Annotated in this window: 12 protein-coding genes; 2 read left to right on the forward strand and 10 right to left on the reverse strand. The window is 43.1% G+C overall.

The window, feature by feature from the left end; translation table 11 throughout:
- Positions 1-79: 79 nt before the first annotated feature.
- From ACHUGF_RS15890 to ACHUGF_RS15930, 9 genes are all read right to left on the reverse strand, one after another.
- Positions 80-1,084: a D-alanine--D-alanine ligase gene (locus tag ACHUGF_RS15890; protein ID WP_394132668.1), complete on the reverse strand. Its 1,005-nt coding sequence runs from the start codon at positions 1,082-1,084 to the stop codon at positions 80-82.
- A 139-nt stretch (positions 1,085-1,223) separates the two neighbouring features.
- A complete protein-coding gene (gene recD / locus ACHUGF_RS15895; RefSeq protein WP_394132669.1) occupies positions 1,224-3,257 on the reverse strand; it encodes an exodeoxyribonuclease V subunit alpha in 2,034 nt (677 codons plus the stop codon).
- On the reverse strand, positions 3,251-6,979 hold the full coding sequence (recB, locus tag ACHUGF_RS15900; protein WP_394132670.1) for an exodeoxyribonuclease V subunit beta: 3,729 nt from the start codon (positions 6,977-6,979) through the stop codon (positions 3,251-3,253). Before recB ends, recD begins: the two co-directional genes overlap by 7 nt.
- Positions 6,972-10,766, reverse strand: coding sequence for an exodeoxyribonuclease V subunit gamma (gene recC, locus ACHUGF_RS15905; protein ID WP_394132672.1), 3,795 nt, complete (start codon positions 10,764-10,766; stop codon positions 6,972-6,974). Before recC ends, recB begins: the two co-directional genes overlap by 8 nt.
- Before the next feature lie 89 nt (positions 10,767-10,855).
- Positions 10,856-12,892, reverse strand: coding sequence for a transglutaminase TgpA family protein (locus tag ACHUGF_RS15910; protein WP_394132674.1), 2,037 nt, complete (start codon positions 12,890-12,892; stop codon positions 10,856-10,858).
- Complete coding sequence (locus tag ACHUGF_RS15915; RefSeq protein WP_394132676.1) at positions 12,882-13,898, reverse strand: DUF58 domain-containing protein; 1,017 nt, start codon at positions 13,896-13,898, stop codon at positions 12,882-12,884. The genes ACHUGF_RS15910 and ACHUGF_RS15915 overlap by 11 nt, the downstream gene beginning before the upstream one ends.
- Positions 13,899-13,968: 70 nt before the next feature.
- Positions 13,969-14,874: an AAA family ATPase gene (locus ACHUGF_RS15920; RefSeq protein WP_394132677.1), complete on the reverse strand. Its 906-nt coding sequence runs from the start codon at positions 14,872-14,874 to the stop codon at positions 13,969-13,971.
- Positions 14,875-15,009: 135 nt separating this feature from the next.
- Entirely contained in the window at positions 15,010-16,953 is a 1,944-nt protein-coding gene (locus ACHUGF_RS15925) for a transglycosylase SLT domain-containing protein (protein WP_394132679.1), read from the reverse strand.
- Positions 16,954-17,052: 99 nt separating this feature from the next.
- On the reverse strand, positions 17,053-18,537 hold the full coding sequence (locus tag ACHUGF_RS15930; protein WP_394132680.1) for a DNA recombination protein RmuC: 1,485 nt from the start codon (positions 18,535-18,537) through the stop codon (positions 17,053-17,055).
- Between the two features lie 210 nt (positions 18,538-18,747).
- Here ACHUGF_RS15930 and msrP point away from each other — a divergent pair, with 210 nt between their 5' ends.
- Positions 18,748-19,782, forward strand: coding sequence for a protein-methionine-sulfoxide reductase catalytic subunit MsrP (gene msrP, locus ACHUGF_RS15935; protein WP_394132682.1), 1,035 nt, complete (start codon positions 18,748-18,750; stop codon positions 19,780-19,782).
- A gap of 18 nt (positions 19,783-19,800) precedes the next feature.
- Complete coding sequence (gene msrQ / locus ACHUGF_RS15940; RefSeq protein ID WP_394132683.1) at positions 19,801-20,400, forward strand: protein-methionine-sulfoxide reductase heme-binding subunit MsrQ; 600 nt, start codon at positions 19,801-19,803, stop codon at positions 20,398-20,400.
- Positions 20,401-20,525: 125 nt separating this feature from the next.
- On the opposite strand, the gene ACHUGF_RS15945 is transcribed toward msrQ, so the two are convergent.
- The gene (locus ACHUGF_RS15945) at positions 20,526-20,867 is read right to left on the reverse strand and encodes a hypothetical protein (RefSeq protein WP_394132684.1); all 342 of its coding nucleotides are present in this window, start codon (positions 20,865-20,867) and stop codon (positions 20,526-20,528) included.
- Positions 20,868-20,916: the final 49 nt, after the last annotated feature.

Consider the following 20,916-nt stretch of genomic DNA (forward strand, 5'->3'; position numbering starts at 1 on the left):
ATCCGCAGCGACTTAAGAAGGTTTACTGTAAGCCGAACAACTGGTGTGCGGCTTACATTGGTTAGTCACACAAGCATAATTAAGCTACGCTAGCTGCTACTTTTTCTTTTAGGAATTGCACAAACGAATCACCATTATGCGCTAACATTTTAGGGAACATCGAGATTGGTGTTGAACCCGGAAAGGTGTTGATTTCATTTAACAAAATCTCACCGTTCTCAGTAAGGAAAAAGTCAATTCTTGAAAGATGTCGTAGCTTCATACCAGTAAAAGCTTTAATGGCGTATTGGCGAATTTGCTCAGTGACATCTTCAGGAATGTTTTGCGCTTCAACATCGGTTGTTGCTTGACTGGTTGCAGCATATTTCTCATCAAAGCTATAAAAAGAGTTACTGGCACAGATGATCTCGCCAGGTTTACTCGCGACTATTTCACCTTGATATTCATATACAGCAACTTCTAACTCTCTAGCAACAATGGTTTTTTCCACCACCACAAAAGGAGAGAATTGAAATGCTTCAGTCAGTTTAGTTGCCACATCTTGTTGGGTATCGACCTTATAGCAACCGACAGATGAGCCTTGGCTTGCTGCTTTAATAAATATCGACCCCCATTTGTTGAGCGCCGCTTGGGTTTGCTCAATGGCAGGTTGATCAAGCTGATGTAAATATAAATAGGGGGTATGCGGAATATCGAGTGCTGTAAACCACATTTTTGCCGTGATTTTATTAAAACAGTTGCGTGAAGCTTCAGAGCCGCAACCAAAATAGGGCAGTTTAATCAATTCAAAAAACGATTGAATATCGCCGGTTTCACCTGGGTAACCGTGCATGCAAGGAATGGCATAATCAATTGGCCAAGAGGCTTTAGCATCATCCATAAATCGCAATTGTCGTTGGTGGCTTATCTCACAAACATGGCCATCTGATGTGACATATTGCCCCTGTTTGGTTAGCTCAACTTTTTGTACATTAAACTCAGGAATGTTTGCCAATGTAGATTCAAAAAAGCCGGCAGACATTAAAGAAATATCATGCTCTGCACTGCCGCCACCACATAATAGTAATACATTGATAGATGACATCCATCACTCCTGTTATAAGGAAATACTCGCAAGATTCACTGCAAGTGTAAAAGGTAAACCCTTAGGAAATTGCGCTTATAATAATGACCCACGGGTGTACGATGCAAGTTTGCATGAATAAAAGTTTACTGATGTTCGGTCATCGGTTTTTTTGTCGCCATAATCTCAATCCTAAACCGGAAGAACGTTGAGTAAGGTGATTACTGGCGCGCTCGAAAACAGTTGGTGTACCTAAACAAATAAAATGCTGTTTGGCTCGCGTAATCGCCGTGTAAATAAGCTCTTTAGTTAATAATTGCCACTGATTTAAACTTGGCTTCATCGGCAGTACAAGGCTGACTTGATCAAACTCACTGCCTTGGGATTTGTGCACTGTCATGGCAAAACAGGTGTCATGTTTAGGTAACCTTGCTGGGAGTACTTTCAGTAAGCTGCCATCGGCTTGAATAAAGTGTGCCATTAGCCTGTTTGGTTGTTGCTTGTCTTGCAGTTTGTCTTGCAGTTTGTCTTGCAGTTTGTCTTGCAGTATCAGGCCAATGTCACCGTTGAATAATCCTAGGTTGTAATCATTACTTTGGATAATAATCGGTCTGCCCAAATAGAACTCTTGGTTTGGCTGAATAAGCTGGGCAGCGTTTAAGCTCATGGTCATGGATGCATTCATCCCGTCGACACCAAACTCACCGCTACGCATCGCACACAACATACGATATTGATTAAAGCTATTGATGATAGTTTCAGCTGAGTATTGCTCGGTTTCAGCGTCTTGGTTGTGGGCAATCATCTTGAGATAAGTGGAGTAGGCTGTTACTGAATAATCGAGCAGTTGCTGCCTGCCCAAGTTAGTTTGCGTAGGTGACATTTGATGTTCAAACCACACTAACTCTTGGTGACCTTGGCGCCAAATATGACCAATTTCAGCGATATTTGCACTATTGACCGCATTAGCTAATAAACCAATGCCTGCATCGCCTTTGAAGCGGTGGCTATGACGTAGCATACATAAGCTATCGCCAAATTGAAGCTGCTCGCCATTATCAACAATAAACTGCCTTACATCTTGCTGGGTTAGTGCACTAATCAGCTCTGCTTGATGCTTGCTATAGCGCATTGTAAATTGATGTTCTGCATTGGTTAAACCGATACAGATATCGGCTAACACTGCGCCAGCTTCTACTGAAGCGAGTTGGTCTTGATCACCAAGCAGTATACAACGGGCATCAGTTGGTAACGCGCTGAGGATTTTGTACATCATGGGTAAATCCACCATCGAGGCTTCATCAATCACCAGTAAATCTAACCTCAGCGGGTTATCTTTGTTATGTCTAAACTGGTGCGAGTGAGGGATCACCCCTAGCAGCCTGTGTAAAGTGGATGCTTCTTCTGGTACCGAGTTTAATGCCTGAAGTAATACATCATCTGCTGAAAACTGTGTAAGCAGCTCATCAGATAACCTTGCTTTTGAGGCTTTAATGGACTCAGTTAATCTTGCTGCCGCTTTTCCGGTCGGTGCCACAAGTTTTATATTGAGCGATTGCTGACTAAGCAGTAACAGTAGCAGTTTGGTTACAGTGGTTGTTTTACCAGTGCCAGGTCCACCTGTGATCACAGTTAGTGCTCTTGTTAGCGCAGTCGCTGCAGCTATTTTCTGCCAATCATAAGCTTGCGATACGGTATTTTCTGGAAATAGTACCGATAAATACTGGCTCAGTGCTGTTTGGTTTAGTGGTAATTGCGTGCAGGCTAATTGTTGTAGCTTAGCGGCCACCTGTGTCTCAAAGAAGTGGTATTTATTGAGGTATAGCCTATCTAAATTTAATATCAGTGGTGTGTTGTCGCCAGATACGCCAATAGCATCAAACTGACTGAGCTGTTCGATTAATTGCGCAGTTGTGGCTTCAATTTGGCAAGAGACACCCTCAAAATCACAATCTTTATTATGATAAGGCTCTTCGGCAAATGGGTTATCAAAATCAATTGAGTCGATAACCAAACAAGTATGTTGTGTCGATAAGCGTTGACTGAGCAGGGCACAAATCAAGGTAAACAATGGCTGTTGTTGGTCGCATATTTGCGCTAACTCTATGGCAAAGTGTCTATCTAATGGCGTGATTAATGCGTGTTGTTGCCAGTGTTTAAGCAAATCAGATAACGGGGCTTGTAACCTTAACATGGGCTGCACTCCTGTGTAGCTGATTGGCTGAACATATCATCTAATGCTTCAATTAATGCTTGAGGCGGTAAGTCAAAAAATACTCCGCAACCCAAGTGCTGCGGACTCATGCCCCGTAAAAACAAGTAATAGCAACCGCCGATATGTTGCGAGTATTGATAGTCAGGTTTTCTTAATTTCAAGTAGCGATGCAATGCCAAGGTGTACAGAATGTACTGTAGGTTGTACCTGTGGCTATCGATTGCCTGCTGCATTGCATTTTGGTGATAACAATCAAAGCCGTTACCTAAATGATTCGATTTATAATCCGCAATGAAATATTGGCCGTTATGTTCAAAGGTTAAATCGATAAAGCCTTTTAACATGCCTTTGAGCGTATCGAAGCTTAACCCTGCTTGATAACCGTATTGATGCAATAAGGCATTGAGTTTATCTGCACGTAATTGGTTTAACGGGAGATAAAATTCCATTTCAACCATTACTTGTTTAGGCGGTAATTGCGCTAATGTAATTGGCTGTGGACTATTGGGGACAGTTAACGGGGTGGCTAAAATTTGTTGATACCATTGCTGTAATGGTTCGAGCCACATTTCACTATCATAACCGTACTGAGTCATGGCCTTTTCTATAGCGGCAGGTAGCTGTTCTTGTGCTTGGGTAAAGTCGAATAATTCCATCACCAAATGCATAAAGCTACCGGCATTAGCACCGCGCTCAAAGCTGAAGCGGTCATTGACTTCGCTGTCATGTTGCTCGTCAATCATTGGCAATGTTTCTGATAATTCAAAAGCTTCATCGTCAGCGCCGGGAGAGACTTTCTCATGGGCTAAATGTTTTACCAGCCCTGAGTAACTGCCCACTCGCCAAGGTGTTTGGCTGGTTCTCGATAACGATTTTGGCGCAAGATCTTGCTCAGCTTGTTCCACTTTATGCCAAGTGGTAACAGGAGAACATTCATCGATAGTATTAACACTAATGGCATCATGTATTGCAAGCTCAGTTAGCTTTTGTTGCAGATCAGCAAATTCTGTCTTGTCGTCGGTGATCCCTAGCAAATAGCCAATAGCACTTCTATTGAGTAAGCTTTTAATGCCTTTTTTGAGCATGCTACTTTGGTTAGCAATACTTAAGTAGCAACGATATACAGGCCGTGTGAGAGCGACATACAACAATCGTAAGTCTTCAGCTAACACTTCTTGCTTTTGTAACTCCCACGCCTCATCTGTGCCTAACACATCCCAAATCAGTTGCTCATTTTCATGATACAACAGTGGCTCTGGGCGGGTGTTTTTGGTTCTTACTAGGCTGACAAAAGGCACAAAGCAGATGGGGTATTCCAGTCCTTTCGATTTGTGGATCGTCACAATCTGTACTAGATTTTGCTCGCTTTCTAAACGAAGCTGTTGTTCGTCTTGGCTATGCTTATCAATGAGTTGTTGTTCAAACCAATTTAAAAGGGCGCTCGTACCATCCAGTTCAGTGGCTTTTTGCTGCAATAGTTCAGCTAAGTGCCTGAAGTCGGTTAGCCTACGCTCGCCTGAGACTTGTTGAGGCAATGCTTCATCATTAACTCCTGTCGCAGTAGGTGTTTTACTGCTCAGCAGTCGATGCACTAATTGGCTGTCACTGGCTAGTTGCAACAGCGCTGGCATGATGCCGCGACTGAGCCACAGCTCATGCCATTGCATGACGTTATCGAGCACTTGCTGGCGAAGCTGCTCATCATGGTTAAATTGATCAATTTGCAGGGCATTGTATCCCAGCAATTGTGTAGCAAGCGCAGCGCGGATTTTTCTTTCATCTTTGGGGGTGGCCAGCGCTGCTAATATCAGTGCGAGTTCATTCGCTTCATTGGTATTAAATACACTATCTCTGCTTAAAAATACCGCGCCAATGTCCCGCTCATTTAATGCCGTCTTTATGGCGGCAGCTTCGTGCCTGTCACGCACTAATACCGCAATGTCTTTAGCCTGAACTGGTTTGTCTTTGATATTGCATTGATGTGTATTGGCTTGATTGAGTAAATTGGCAATTTGATTTGCCGCATCAGCTGAAATCATTTCAGTAGCATCTGACTTTGATAAACCATCGCTGGTTTCTGACAATAGGCGAATTCTTAATGCAGAGTCATCGTTTTGCTCATCTACTATCAATTTTGCTTCAGCGTGCGGTGGTGTAGCCACAGATTCAAATGGAATGGCTTGATTAATAAATGGGTCACTATGCTGATGAAATAGGGCATTCACGCCTTTAACCAGATTGGCAGAAGAGCGGTAGTTGGTATCAAGGTGATAATGCTGCTTGGTCTGGTTGCGGGCACTGATATAGGTATAAATATCTGCCCCACGGAAGGCATAAATTGCCTGCTTTGGATCGCCAATCATCAAGATGCCGATAGCGTTAGCATTGCTTGATTTCGTAGAAGCACAATTATCATTTGTCTGTAGGTCATTAGCCGCCGAGCTTTTAGGTGTTATCGGTTTATGGTTTTGATACACCTGATTGAAAATAGCAAATTGTAATGGGTCGGTATCCTGAAATTCATCAATTAACGCAATAGGGAACCGCCTTGCAATGGCTTGCGGCAACGAGCTGGCTTGAGTGGTTAATGCAGTCGATAAGGTCACCAGTAAATCATCTGGTGTCATGATATTTCGCTGCTGCTTTTGCTCTACGAACCGCTGTTTAATCCCAGCTTGTGCGCGAATTAAAAAAGCAGGAATGATTTGTTCAATAGTCAACAGAACTTGCTCAATATGAGCCAATAGTGGCGCTTGCTGCGGCGTTGGGATCTCGCCACCCTTTTTAAGTTTAAGGTTCGATAGAGTCAACATTTTCAGCGCTTTCACCGGCGGTAAGCCAAATCCAGAGCTTGCCCAATGAGTCATCGCCTCATATTGCGCCAGCAGTTTAGGGTAACCGTCAGCTAGCTTACCAAATGTTGTGCCATTGAGTGGTAACTGGTTAAGTAAATCAAAGGTCGCCTGTTGCTCAGCAGCCCAACGTAGCTTTAATCGTTGTACGCTCTGCTGAAGCTTTTCAGCAAGCGCAATAAAGTCATCAGTATCGATAGAGGTTATTGCTTGTGAGGCGCCGAGCAGTGGCGATAGTTTTTTACCTAAAATGTCAGGGTGAGCGGTTTTATCACTCACAACTCCAGCAATTAAGGGAGACATTGGGTAGCAAATCTCTCGCCAAAAATCTCTGACCGCATGATGCATAAACTCGTTGTCATCGAGGGTGAATTCAGACTCAAATAACAAGGAAGATTCAAAGGCCATGTCTGACAGAATGCGCTGGCAAAATCCATGAATGGTATAAATAGCTGCTTCATCTAAGGTTTTTAGCGCTAAATCAAATCGCTTTAGTGCATTGCTTCTCTCTGCATCAGCTGTTTGCTGATAAAGCTGTTCAATAAACTCATCATCTGTTTCTAGCCCTAAAAAGCGTTGGTAAGCGGCTTGAATACGTTTACGTATCCTATCACGCAGCTCTTCGGTGGCAGCATTGGTAAAAGTCACTACCAGAATTTGTTCACATGTCAGTGGTGCTTGGCCACCATGACCCAGAAGCAGCCTGAGATATAGACCTGAAATAGTATAGGTTTTACCGGTACCAGCACTGGCTTCAATTAAGCTTGAGCCGTCAAAGGATAGTGAAATTGGGTCAAGTGTTTGGACTTGTATATGTGCTGGCGTATTAGTCATGTTGGTATTAGTCATGTTGCTTGGCCTCAACATTATTTGCATCTTGCTGTGACTGAGAAAAATCAACAAGGTTCGTTAATTTTGCATGTTGCTCAATGGCCGTCGTATTGATGAAATCATCGAGCTCAGCTAATTTCCCTACATGATATAAACTGATCATCGGATAAAGTAATTCGGTCACCATTTGTTGAAATTGCAGTTTGTCAAAGTCTTCAGGGAAGCTGAATAAGCGCTTGTTATGAGGGTCATTACCTTCCACAAATGGTGTTTGCGTGCTTTGCCACTGGCTAACCGCTTTTGCCAATTTTTGCTGGTGTTCACCTTCAGTCAATGCGTAGACAAAACTGGTTTTTGGTGGCAGACACACAGGCTGAGTTTGACCGTGAATAAAGGAAGTGGTTAAGCGAGTCAGTAGCCGTTGTGCTTGCGGTTTTATTAATGGTGCAAAACTGTGGAATTGGCCCATATCTAACAAATAACTGTGCTTGTGAATGCCTGATGCATTTAAGCATAGGTGTCTGATATAAAATTGAATAATGTCTTTACCATGGGCGGTGCTTGGGCGGTAACTGATTAGCCCTTTGGGATAAACATTATCCACTCTACCGTACAACTGCAGTGTATGTTTAACTTGCTGTGTTGCTTTATCAAGATCCGCTTTATCAAGATCCGCTTTATCGAGAACTGTCTTATCAACGGTGGGACTTTCCATATCTGCTGTGTTGGTCGTCGCTCGAGTATCAATGTTAATGGCAGGCAAGGTAAGGGCAATATCGATATCTACCGCTTGTGGTTCTTCCTCGTCAATCAGATATTTAACCCTATCGATTAACGGCGCCGTATCCTTTTGGAAGCGGCTGAGCATAATATCGTCAAACGGTGCTAACGGTAATTTGCCACTGGCTTTTAAGCTATTAATTAACTCTGCAGCGGCAAAGTTATGTGGCTGTAGTAGAGCTGAATCAATGAGTTGCTGTTGTATTAGGTACTTTTCTAGTCCTGCCAACTCAAAGGGTTCATCATTATCATCAGCTTGAATGTCATTGCCTAGTTCTACCTGCAAGGTGCGGTTAAAGAAAAATTGCGCTGGATGTCGATAGAAACGAATTAAGGCTGACAGTTCAATCTCAACTTCTCTGGCTGTGCCTTCGTCTAAGCCTTGGTCTTTATGTTGGCCGTTTGATAACAATGGCTTAATCGCATCTGGAATAATAGGCAGCTGGCGATCAAAAAATGCGGCTTGGGCTGCTACCTCTTTATTTGGTGGACACCATTGTGCATTGTAACTGTGTGGTAATGATGCTGTTGTTTGGTAAAGATTGCGGTCAAATGGCTGCAGCGGTAACACCTTCAACATATGTTCAAGACAAGCTTGATTGAGTGCCTCAGTACTGACTTGTGATAAATCCTCGTTGGTCAGAGATGGTGCTAAATAACTCATTTGGCAAAACTCTAATAATTCTGACACTAACATTGAGGGTAAACGTTCAGTGTTATCGCGTTCACTGTGGCCAATGTACGAGATATAAAGCTGCTGTCTTGCGGACAATAAGGCTTCCAAGAAAAGATACCTGTCATCTAATCGGCGTGAACGGTCACCTTTCACGGGGCCGAAATGTGCCATTAAATCAAAGCCAATAGGGTGTTGAACGCGGGGGTAAACACCATCATTCATCCCTAACAAACACACGACTTTAAATGGAATTGAGCGCATTGGCATTAAGGTACAAAAGTTGACGCTGCCGGCTAGATATCGCTGACCGACTCGAGATTCACTCAGTCGTTGATTAAACCACTGACGCATTATCTCGATTTCGATAACGCCTTGATGGCCCGCGCCCTCGAGCTCTGTTTGCAGGCTGGATAATGCCTCTCGTATGCTTTGTATCTGGTTAAGTTCATCGTCTTCTGTCTGATAAAAGTCATCCAGCATTTGCTGCAGTTGGGCTAGGCGCACTTTGGCAGTCAGCTCAGTGTTAAATTGGCTTGCGTATTGATCAATCAGCTCAATGAAATTTAGCAGTTTACCTAATGCTTGTGCCGATTGTCCTTCAACGCCTGAAACGAGCAATGTGTGTTGGTAAAGCGGGCTGTCATCGGCCATGGCATAGCCTAAGATTAATCGCTTAATACCGAACGCCCAAGAGTTGTGGGTAAACGCCGGCAAGCCAAGCTCTGTGCGACTTTGGGCATCGCGTCCCCAGCGCACATTGGCGTCATCTAACCAGCGGCGGATAAGCTGTAAGTCTTCATCATCAAGCTGGAAGCGACGTAATATCGCTGGGACTTCCAAAATACTGAGCACTTCTGTGAGCCCAAAGCGGCTTTGGTTGATGTTTAGTAACGTCAGAAAGCTATTAATCAGTGGTGATTCTTGGGCTGCGCCTCTATCGGCAATAGCATAAGGAATATAACGATTTTCACGCTGTTGTTCGCTATGGGGTTGTGCAAAGTACTGGCTGTTTGCCGTGCCAAAGACGGCATCAATATAAGGGGCGTATGATGCAACATCAGGCATCATGATGACGATATCTTTTGGCTCAAGCTCAGGGTGTGATGCCAGCATATCAAGAATATGGTCGTGTAATGTTTCGACTTCCCTTAACGGGCTATGGCAGCTTCTTAGGGTGATAGAATCATCAGTTAACTCGAGTTGGCGTCGTTTTGAGGTAGTTTGATAAAAGTGTGCATCTGGCCCAAGTGACTGGCCTAATGTTTCCATCTGCAAAATATCATATTGCACGCCGCGAAGTAGGTTATCTGGCGATAATTCAATGTAACAATCATCACCAAAATCTGTATGTGCTTCAGGAAGGCTTAGTAACAGGTCTAATAATTCACGCCCCATTTTACCATTGTTTGCCAGTAAGGGATTACCCACTTCAAGTGTTGCTTCCCAGTGTTCGCTGAGCTGTTTCTTGTTGGCATATTGCAGTGACATGCGCGCACGCACTTTAGGGTCAACAATGTCTCCCCAGTAATGCTGGCATGGACTAAGTGATAGCATGATGACATCAATGCGGCCAGCAAGGTGGTAAAGCACTTCTAACGTTTGTGGCGGCATAGAAGATATACCAAATACAAACAAACGCTTGGGGAGGTGACTGATGTCTGTCGCAGGGTTGTTAAGTGCAGCAATTAAATCGGCATGGAGATTGGCTCTATGATAACGACTGGCATCAAGAGCATTGGCATTGTAATCAATGAGAGCTCGCCAAAGTTTTGGTTGCCACAACTGATTTTCATCGAGTGTCAGATTGGCTTGAATATCCGTTAAAGGTTGGTTTTGTTCCCAGGCCAAAATCCATTGTGGTCGATAAACTAGATATTGGTCAAAGATATCGGCAATGCGACCGCATAATTGGTACAACTTTATCCGGTCAATGTTTTCAAGTTGCCCACTGTTAAGTTGTTCAGGGCCAAGCTCTTCAGTCTCAACTTGTGTCTCTAGATTCAAATATTGGCTTAACGGTGCAAAATCTTTGTCGTGTAAATATTGTGGTAAAAGGTTAAGCAGTTTCCAAGTCATCGCCGCTTTGGTAAAAGCGTTATCTTTTGGTACATCAGGTAGTAACTCGTGGCAAAGCTGCCAAGTAAAGCTTGATGGCAGGGGGAAATCTAATGCTGCAGCAATTTGATTGTGTTTTGCCACTTCAAGCCTTAGCCATGTGGACATGCCCGGGCTCTGTACCAATACCGCTTCCGATGTAAGTAAAGACTCACCTGCAATGGGCGTAGCAATAAAGTCAGCCAGTAATGCAGATAAGGCTTCCATTTGGTTTGATTGAATAAGCTTTAACATGGTGACAGTCCCAGATGGCAATGATTCCATTGTAAATAGTCTCAGCGCTTTTACCAATTAAAACTGGTAGTTAGCCGCTTAAATGCTGTTCAAATAGATTGAAAGCGCAAACGGAGGTATAAGCGTCTGTAGTGAGTAAGTCGTTGCTTACGTTCAAGCTCAGTCATAGGTTGATACTTCAATGCTTCAAAGGTGTTGCTGAAATCTGTAAATTGCCTGACAAGTTCTGGGTGGCTGACCTGTAGTGCTTGGGTTACCGTGTGAGTGAAGTCTGCTGTGGTTTGGCCTTTATCACGTTTTACACCTATTTTAGCAATGCGTTGGCAAATGCGATTGTAATATTTGACCAAGACATCAGGGGTTGAATGACGGGTAAAGACGCCAGCATAATAGGCAATCATTAAGCCGATTAGGCTTAAACTGACTAGCATAAATATAATGATTCGAGTGGTATTGGTATTACCGAGAATATCTTCTAACAATTGCTGTTTGCGCCCTTCATCAAAGCCCAGCACCCAAACACTCCAATAAAAATCAAGGCTGGCAATTTGTTGATGGATTTCGTTTAGCCAAGGATATTGCTTCATCCTTAAAGGACTGAAGTTGTTAAATTCGAGATAACTGGATTGACTATCAAAGGTAGCATCAAAGCCATCAAGGATCCGCTCTGGTGCAATCATGGCTGTCGGGTCGAAACGCTGCCAGCCTTTGCCTTCAATCCACAACTCCGTCCATGCATGGGCCATGTATTGATAGACACTATAATAGTTGGCTTTGGCGTTATATTCGCCCCCTTGATATCCAGAGACTAAACGTGCTGGTATGCCGCTTTGACGAGCGAGAAACACAAACGCTGAGGCATAATGCGCACAAAAACCGGCTCGATTTTCAAACAAGAAATCATCGATTTGCTCGCTGCCTAATCTAGGTGGCTTGAGCGTATAGAAAAATGGTTGCTCAGTGAAGTAATTCATCATGGCATAAGCGCGGTCAAGCGGTTTAGGGTGTGAACGAACGAATTGCTCTGCCAGTGCTCTCGATTCAGGGTTAATATCTTCTGGCAAGCTGAGGTTTATTTTACGGATTTCAGGAGACAATTGCGTATCGAGAACTGAATTTGGATATGACTGCACTCGATAGCTTAAGCGTTGATCGATGGGCCTGATTGAGAATAAACGAAAATCGGGCAGTTCATAGATATAACTTTCTTGGCTAAAGGCTTGGTCTAAACCGTACATCCACTTTTTATGGCTCGCTTCACTGATAATGGTATATGACCATTTGGGCTCAGAGTCACTTGGTAAATCACGACGCGGTTTTTGCCTAAAAGCGCGCTGTTGTAGCTGCAAAATGCTAGGGTGTTGGCGCCAAGTCGAACCATCGTAATCTTCCATAACCAGCGTGCGCCAATACAGTGCTTCATTAGGCAGAGTTCGTATCGCAGAGTCAGCTTCAAAACTGACTCTAAATGCTAACTTGTCGCTGCGGGTTAGCTGACTAATGTCGCCAAAGCTCAGTTCGTTAGAAAGCCCAGTTTGTGCGGTTCGCATATTTGGTGATAGCCATAACGGTCCAAGCCTTGGGAATACCACAAACAATAAAATGGCTAATGGTAGACTTTGAAGCACCAGTTTTGCGGCAAATGAGAAATTGGCTTTTCGCTTGGCTTGGTCTTGGTAAACACTGATCAGCACGCAAGTGTTAATCGCGGTGACAATTAATAATCCACCCGTGTTAAGCATGCTTTGATTATCAAGCATGGCAAAGGCGATCAAGAAGTAGCCAACTAATACCACCACTTTTACGTCTCTTTGCTGGCGCATTTCAATATATTTCAGGGCATAACCAAGCAACAGCAAGTTAACTAACGCATTGAGTGTACCGATTTGTGACGCCACCAAAGATAAGGTACCCGCTGAAGCTAATGCCAGCGTGGTGACTAACAGTTTTGGTGGGGCAGATACTTTGCCGTAATAAATACCCACCCGCCACACAAAACAAATGGCACAGATACCAATGCTCCAAATTGTCGCGTTGGAATACAGTGGAAAAAGAATAGTGGCATTGGTTACCAGTAACCAAAACAAGGTATTTCGGCTGATGATGCTATCAAAGTTATCCTGCATTTTTCCCCCTTGTTGATTGGGGACTATTGCTTCGCTCATTCTTTGCTTGGTTTAGATCAGGTTTACCAAATAGCGCAATTGCAGTTTGGCAAGCTTGACGATGTGCTTCGCCAGTATCGGGTTCAATGGTTTTGCCGTTTAATTGTAAACCAAACATTTGCTGCGCTTGGGTGAGGGTGTCAACTTGCCACGCTAGATGACTTAATTGAAGCTCCAGTGACTCATAGCTTTGTGGATTAAAAGTAAGCCATACTGGTGCGCCTTCTGGTTCTGCGAACTCTTTAGTCAACATGCCTTTGCCCTGAGCCCATTGTTTCCATGCGACTTGTTTCAATGATTCGCCTGGTACATAGCTTTTTAGCCCTTTGTAATCATCAACACCAGGTTTAAGTTTGCCGTGAAGTTGTGCCTGTTCATTTGGACTGTCAATGCTTGATAAATGGATGTCACTGGGCGATGGTTTAGCATAAACCACATGCTCAATATCTAAGTCAACGTATGACCATGCACGGCAAAGCCCCAGTGGAAAGTTAGATGACACAGTGATCCTTCCCGGCTGAATTCGGCCGCGTTTTGGCTGTTCAAAAGGCACACTTGTTATGGTTTGTTCGCCATTTTGATGCACGCGGATATGCCTTTGGCCTGCAAAGTTTAAGCAAATTTGTTGATGAGTCGTGTGCGAGTGCTTGTTATTTTTTCCGGTGAGTTTAACTGGAAAAGGCAAGGTTTCTCCGGCATGTGCTTCAGGCGGCGTTTGGACCGAAAAGGTCAGCCCTGCAAGGTTTTTATAACTATAAATGAGGCATGTGTGGAACAAGCTTGCCAACAATAAACTTAAACCAATGATTAAGTTATTTTGGTAGTTGGTACCAAATATATACAGAAGAAGAATTAGTAACAGCCAAGCAATACCAAAGGCGCTTGGTAAAATAAAAATGCCTTTGTGGGTTAAGGTCACTACAGATTTTGCGGGTAAACGCCGTGCAATCCAACTGTCCCACTTCACTTGTATGGGCTTGGGGATCCAACTTGACCCTCTTTTGTGTTGTTTTGTTTGCTTGCCGCGTCTAAACATACTAGCGAATAGGGTTGACGTTAGTGAGTATGGATTCAGAGATTGAACGTCCCTGAAGTGCACTTGCACTTTGAATTCGATGCTCAGCCACCGCGGTGAAAACCGCTTGAATATCTTCAGGCACCAAGTATTGTCTGTGGTTCATCAATGCCCAAGCTTTTGAAGCCTGCAGTAAAGCAATACTTGCCCTTGGAGATAATCCCGTACCTACTTGTTGCTCTCGCGAGTAATTCACTAACGCCAGTAAATATTTTAGTACTGCATCAGATGCTGAAACCTGAGGCACTAGTTGTTGTAATTCGATTAATTCATCTGGCGATAGACATTGGCTCAACACTGCACTGGGATTACTTTGGCCTTTCAACATAGCAAGTTCAGCCGTTTCATTTGGGTAGCCAATAGAAATGCGCATCATGAATCTGTCTAACTGAGATTCGGGCAACGGGAACGTACCTGATTGATCAACTGGGTTTTGGGTGGCTATCACAAAAAATGGCGCAGGCAGTGCGTAAGTATTGCCATCTAAGGTAATTTGCCTCTCCGCCATGGCTTCTAATAACGCACTTTGGGTTTTTGGGCTGGCACGGTTAATTTCATCGGCCACTAACATTTGATTAAATACTGGGCCTTTGTGGAAGGTAAATGCTTGTTGCTGTTGATCAAATATTGATACGCCAAGAATATCAGCAGGTAACATGTCACTGGTAAATTGAATGCGCTGAAAGCTCATGCCAAGGCAAGTGGCTAAACCATGGGATAAACTGGTTTTGCCCATACCAGGTAAGTCTTCAATGAGTAGATGGCCCTTCGCTAGAATGCAAGCGACTGCGAGCTGAATTTGATCAGGTTTGCCAATGAGAACGGTTTCAAGTTGGGATAATAAATTAGCAATTTTACTCTTCGGCACAAAAGCTCCCTGTGTAGAAGATGAGTGATTATCAGATTAATCTACTCTTTTCTGTGCCACATTCAAAGTAAGTTTGTTAGTCAGATTTATCCAATGAAGAACACATGAAAATGTATCGTGATATATCCAGTAAGATTAATAAGCATATTGCTGCTCTTGCTCACTAAACATTGGACCTTCTTCATTGGCATAGTGTTGGAAAATCAAGCGATAGCTAAAAACAGCCTGCACATATTCGCGGGTTTCACGAAACGGGATAGTTTCAATGAAACTCATTACATCTAATTTTCCATCGGACTTCTTCAGCCAGCGGTTAACATTACTGGGGCCTGCATTGTATGCCGCGGTTGCGAGTACACGGTTATATTTGTAACGCTTTAGCAGTTGCGAGTAGTAAGCACTGCCAAGCATGATACTGGTTTCAGGTTGGTATAAAGAGCGTGTCCCTGCATATTTGATATTGAATTTTTTTGCGGTTTGCTTAGCTGTCGCAGGCATGACCTGCATTAATCCTCTCGCTCCCACACCTGATGTCGCATAAGGGTAAAAAGCACTTTCTCGACGTGAAATAGCACGAACTTCATGCTGATCCACTTGGTATTTCTTACTGGCTTTGGTAAATAAACTGGTTTCAGCCTGCGGAAAGCGTAACGCCAAATTATTCCATGCTTTTGCTTGAATACTCGACTCGACACTTAAATCATGCCATTGCTGCTCTAGCGCATAAATACCATACTCTTTACGCATATCAAGGGAAGGTTGACGACGCAATAAATGAATCCACTCATTGCGAGCATCAATTTGACGGTCGATTGCTTTGAGTTCAATGACCCGTTCAAAGGCCGGATCATTAGATAATTTAGCGCGTAGAGTGGCAGAAGATTTAGCTTGCTCATCGTTCATTGATAAACTTTTTTCTAATGAGTTAGCTGCGTAAAAACCATAGAAATTACGTTTGTTACTGAGTTTATCCAGCTTTTGAGTGGTGGTACCTGGGCTAGATTGTTGTGCCATTCGAGCCTGCCAGTATTGCCAGCGATCGCTGCTTTTTGCTTTGTCGCTCAGTAATGGTAAATAGCGGTTAATTGTTACCTCATCTTGTTCGAGAATTGCCCAGCGTAAACGGATCTCGTACAAGTCGTCAGATTCTAACAGCGGCAGCATGGTATCAATATGTTGTTTCAAATCATTATGCTGGCGGATTAATGCTCTGCGAACAATATAACGATTCAACTTTCGTCCTTCATAATCACTGAACCGTCCCGCCTTTTGATATTTCACAAATAGTTTGGCAGCCTGATTTAAATCGCGTTTAGCGAGTTTACGTAAGCCCAATTGCACAATATCGCCAACCACTTCACGTTCACTGGAAAAACGTTTTGTATGCCTTAGTGAGCGGGGATCGCGATAAACTTTCAGCAATAGCTCGGTATCTTGTTTATGCTGAGGAAGCTTCCTCGCAAGATACTGAAGCAAGCTAGATTGTCCGGCATTAAAACTTAATAGCATTCTTGACCATATATGGGCATCAGTTCGCTCACCCGCGCGAGTCCACTGCTTAAACAAAGGGTCGCAGGCTTTTGGACGGGAATAGCCGTAATGCCAAATTGTCTCTGCACCTTTATAGGCCAACGCTTTGTCGCCCCGTTGTAGTTGAGCACGATAGTAATAACATTGCAGTGTGATGTCGTTTGGCGCGTCTTTGGCTATAGTGAGAAAATCATTCCAACGTTTTTGACTGCCTGTTCGCGTTAAGTATCTGTGTCTTAGAGTGTTATAAAGCGGGGTGGTGTTGAAATGATTAATAGCAGTTAAGGCATCAGCGCCTTTCATTGACATGATTTTTTCACCTTGTTCATGATAATCAAGGTAAATATTCAATGGATAGTTTGGAATTAATTGCCTAAGTTTCTGATATTGTTTGAACTGTTTTTTATCTAATGCTTGTCGAGCATCAAGATAGGTTTGTTGTTCAGCAGTAAATGTACTTGCCCACACACTCGGGTTATTCAGCCATAAGAGACTCAATAACAGTGTGATTGAACGGCAAAAACCTTTGTAAAACCTGAACCTGAACATAATGGCTCATCCCTAAACAACAAAATTCTATCAGCTATGTACACGGTATGTTTGTGTACTCATCATAAGCAAGTATTAACCATAAAACTTAATAAAAGATTAATCTTTATCTGTGGACTCATCTAATGCCTGATTGAGCAATTGCGAGTCCATCGTTTTACTATTTTCAATGCCGAGCTTTTGCATGGCATGTGCTTGGCGGATCACGTTACCTTTTCCGGTTGCTAATTTGCCCATCGCTTGCTGATAGGTTTTATCTGCCGTTTCCAGTGCGCGTCCGAGTTTATCCATATCATCTAAATATCCACAAAGCTTATCGTGGATTTTCCCTGCCTGCTTGGCAATAGCTTGAGCGTGCTGATTTTGGTATTCATAACGCCAAATATTGTTGATAGTGCGCAGTGCCACAAGCAAGTTCGTTGGGCTAACTAACATAATATTATGCTCAAGGGCATAGTTGACCAATTGCGGGTCTTGCTCAATAGCTAATAAAAATGCTGGTTCAATTGGGATGAACATCAATACATAGTCTAGGCTTTTGAGGCCATGCAACTGGTGATAATCTTTTTGGCTTAGCCCTTTTATGTGCTGTCTGATGGAGGTTGCGTGCTCTTTTAACGCCACTGCACAAACTTGCTCATCATCACTATTAAAGTAGCGCTCATAAGCGACAAGTGAAATTTTTGCGTCGATGACCACATCTTTTTCTTGAGGTAAGTGCACAATCACATCGGGTTTAAAGCGTTTACCTGTTTCATCTTTTAGATCTTGCTGAGTATCGTACTCATGGCCTTCTCGTAGACCACTTTCTTGCAATACTCGCTCAAGAATAACTTCGCCCCAATTACCTTGCTGTTTATTGTCGCCTTTTAATGCATTAGTCAGGTTCACCGCATCCTGACTCATTTTTAGGTTGAGTTCATGTAAGTGGTTCAGCTGATGCTTAAGTGCATTGCGCTCAGACTGCTCGTGATTGTAGGACTCGCTTATTTGGCGTCTAAAGCCTTCTAGCTGCTGTTTTAGCGGACCCAATACGCCATCTATTTGGCTAAGGTTTTGCTTTTTGAAGTTTTCGCTACGGTCTTCAAATATTTTATTTGCGAGATTTTCAAACTGGATTTTAAGACGTTCTTCAGCCGATTCCAGCATGGTTATTTTATCTTGCATTGCAGCTTGCGCCGTGTCAGCTTGGGCTTGAATGCTGAGCTGCATTGCATTGGATTTAGACAGGTTAAGCTGAGTTTCCATTAGCTTACGCTGCACTTGGGACAATTGCTCTTCAGTTTGCAGCAGCCTATCTGATTGGGCTTTACTATGAGCAAGCTCACTGAGCAGGGTTTCAATTCTTGCTTGCAATTGCACCTGTTGGGCTTGTGACTCATCAAGGTTTTGCTGCATGAACGCCAGCTTGTGCTCATTGTCAGATGTTTGTTGCTCTATTTGATCTTGTTGTTGCTGTTTGAGTGCCTGCCAACGCTTACGGGTTAATTTTTGGTTTATTAATGCGCCCAACAAAAAAGCGACTGCGGCTGTGGCAACAATGGCGGCAATCTGGGGTGGGGTAAAGCTCACATCAAACGGCATATGGATACTCAAATAAAAATGGTATCTAAGACTCGCATGTCATTGTTTTAGCTGCAAGGTAAACCCTTGCACAAAGTGGATGTTTGGCCAGTTTTAAACCATAAGGTTGAATTTATTTTAATCGCTTTGAAATGTAATCACGTATTTAACTGTCTAATATTAATAATAAGTATTAATAATAAGTTAGCTAAAAATGATTAAAGGTGCGCCATGGTAGATAAAAAACGATTCATTAAAGGAATCAAACAAAAGCATGATTGGCAGTTAACTGATAACCAAGTAACGCCTGAATCAGTATTCAAGGATAGACGTAATATCATTAAAACCTTGGGCTTAGGCGCAATTGGCGCAAGCTTACCTGGGCAGGTTCAAGCTGGGATATTTGATTTGTTTGGTAAGAATGAAACGCCAAAATTCCTTACCCATGTACTCAAGTACGCACAACCTAGTGAGTTTAAACTCGCACAGCCTGCAACCCCTAAGTCGAAAGCGATACGACATAATAATTTCTACGAATTTGGCACCAGTAAAACTGATCCATATGAGAATGCACAAGGTTTTAAGGTTAACCCATGGCAGTTGACCATCGAAGGTTTGGTGGATAATCCAATCACGTTAGATTATGACGATTTAACCAAGCAATTTGCACTTGAAGAGCGGACCTATCGTTTTCGATGTGTCGAGGCTTGGTCTATGGTCGTGCCTTGGGTTGGTTTCTCTTTAGCGAGTTTATTGAAACAAGCGGGTATTAAGTCTGGTGCGACACACGTGGCCTTTGAAACGCTATTTGATCCTGACCAAATGCCAGGCCAAAAAAATCGTCTACTTGGTGGTGGAATTCAGTATCCCTATGTTGAAGGCTTAACCCTTGATGAAGCGATGAACCCATTGTCATTTCTCGCTGTTGGCTTATATGGTAAAACCCTTCCACCTCAAAGCGGTGCGCCCATACGATTAGTGTTGCCATGGAAATATGGCTTTAAGAGTATTAAATCCATCGTACGTATCCGTGTGATGGATAAGCAACCACCGACGACGTGGAATCAACTCGCACCGAATGAATATGGCTTTTATGCCAATGTAAACCCTGAAGTCGCGCATCCGCGTTGGTCTCAGGCTACTGAGCGTAGTATTGGCGAGGGGGGATTATTCTCAGCACAACGAATTCCAACTCAAATGTTTAATGGCTACGGCGAATATGTCGCTGACTTATACAAAAACCTAGACTTGAAAACGTATTTTTAAACGAGGTGTTGTAGTTAAATGCGATTAACAAAACGTGGTATTGGCTGGTTGAAGTTCATGATGCACATCATGTGTCTTGCTCCCATTGTTTTTTTAGTGTTTGTGGTTTTGTCTGATAATGCGGGTGGCGATCCGGTGCAATATATCATTCACTATACGGGAATGGGGGCACTGAATACTTTGGTGGTGACTTTACTACTCTCACCTGTCGCAAAGCGTTTTAAAATGGCTGCTTTAATACAAACTCGCCGTTTAATGGGCTTGTATGTATTTGCTTATGCCAGTTTACATATTGCGGCTTTTGTCAGCCTTGATTTGCTATTTGCATGGGCTTATCTGCTAGAAGAGATTGTTAAACGACCGTACATATTAGTGGGTGCTACCGCTTATGTGATCATCACTGCACTGGCAATAACGTCTTTGCATATCGTCAAACGTAAAATGGGCAAACGTTGGCAGCAATTACATAATTGGGTCTACGTGGTGGCATTGTTAGCACCGATACACTTTTATTGGTCGGTAAAGTCGGAAGTGATTGAGCCCAGTCTGTACATTATTGGCTTATTGACATTGCTATGGTTAAGACGAGGTAACATCAAAACTGGCTTGGCAGACTAAAGATTAGTAGACCAAATAAATAAAGGCGCGAATGCGCCTTGATGTTGGGAGCGGTAAATTGAATGATTTACTCGCTTGGCATTTTTTATATAAACCCTACTTTTAGTTGATTAAGGTTTACTCACTCAATAGTACAAATGCATCGAGCGTTTTTTGATAAACCCTTTACAGCAATAGGCAGCAAATAAAGTAAAGGCGATAACAGCTAACATAATGATGGCCAACCTTGTCCACGGCGTGTCCATTGCTATTCGGGTGGTGACAAACTCTATTGTTGAGATCCCCCACACGAATACACAGCTTAATATCAAACCAATTTGTAATATCAGATTACTCAACTTATGCCTAAATCCGATGATTAAGGGCATTGCCGCACTCAATGCGGCCATTTCAATTTGACCGAATCGTAAAAAATGTGCACCAATCAAAATATACGCCAACGTGACTATTATCACTCGCCACCACATAAGCACCTCCTGAGCAAAAAAACGCCACAAGAATAAGCCTATTTTAAGA

This window comes from Shewanella maritima (assembly GCF_043643735.1).
In the GTDB taxonomy this organism is placed as follows: domain Bacteria; phylum Pseudomonadota; class Gammaproteobacteria; order Enterobacterales; family Shewanellaceae; genus Shewanella; species Shewanella maritima_A.

What these genes read in the sequence shown, in the direction of transcription:
- recC (WP_394132672.1), bottom strand. Translation starts at nt 10,766, where the DNA reads ATGTTAAAGCTTATTCAATCAAACCAAATGGAAGCCTTATCTGCATTA.
- ACHUGF_RS15910 (WP_394132674.1), bottom strand. Translation starts at nt 12,892, where the DNA reads ATGCAGGATAACTTTGATAGCATCATCAGCCGAAATACCTTGTTTTGG.
- ACHUGF_RS15930 (WP_394132680.1), bottom strand. Translation starts at nt 18,537, where the DNA reads ATGCCGTTTGATGTGAGCTTTACCCCACCCCAGATTGCCGCCATTGTT.
- msrQ (WP_394132683.1), top strand. Translation starts at nt 19,801, where the DNA reads ATGCGATTAACAAAACGTGGTATTGGCTGGTTGAAGTTCATGATGCAC.
- ACHUGF_RS15925 (WP_394132679.1), bottom strand. Translation starts at nt 16,953, where the DNA reads ATGTTCAGGTTCAGGTTTTACAAAGGTTTTTGCCGTTCAATCACACTG.
- ACHUGF_RS15890 (WP_394132668.1), bottom strand. Translation starts at nt 1,084, where the DNA reads ATGTCATCTATCAATGTATTACTATTATGTGGTGGCGGCAGTGCAGAG.
- recD (WP_394132669.1), bottom strand. Translation starts at nt 3,257, where the DNA reads ATGTTAAGGTTACAAGCCCCGTTATCTGATTTGCTTAAACACTGGCAA.
- msrP (WP_394132682.1), top strand. Translation starts at nt 18,748, where the DNA reads ATGGTAGATAAAAAACGATTCATTAAAGGAATCAAACAAAAGCATGAT.
- recB (WP_394132670.1), bottom strand. Translation starts at nt 6,979, where the DNA reads ATGACTAATACCAACATGACTAATACGCCAGCACATATACAAGTCCAA.
- ACHUGF_RS15945 (WP_394132684.1), bottom strand. Translation starts at nt 20,867, where the DNA reads ATGTGGTGGCGAGTGATAATAGTCACGTTGGCGTATATTTTGATTGGT.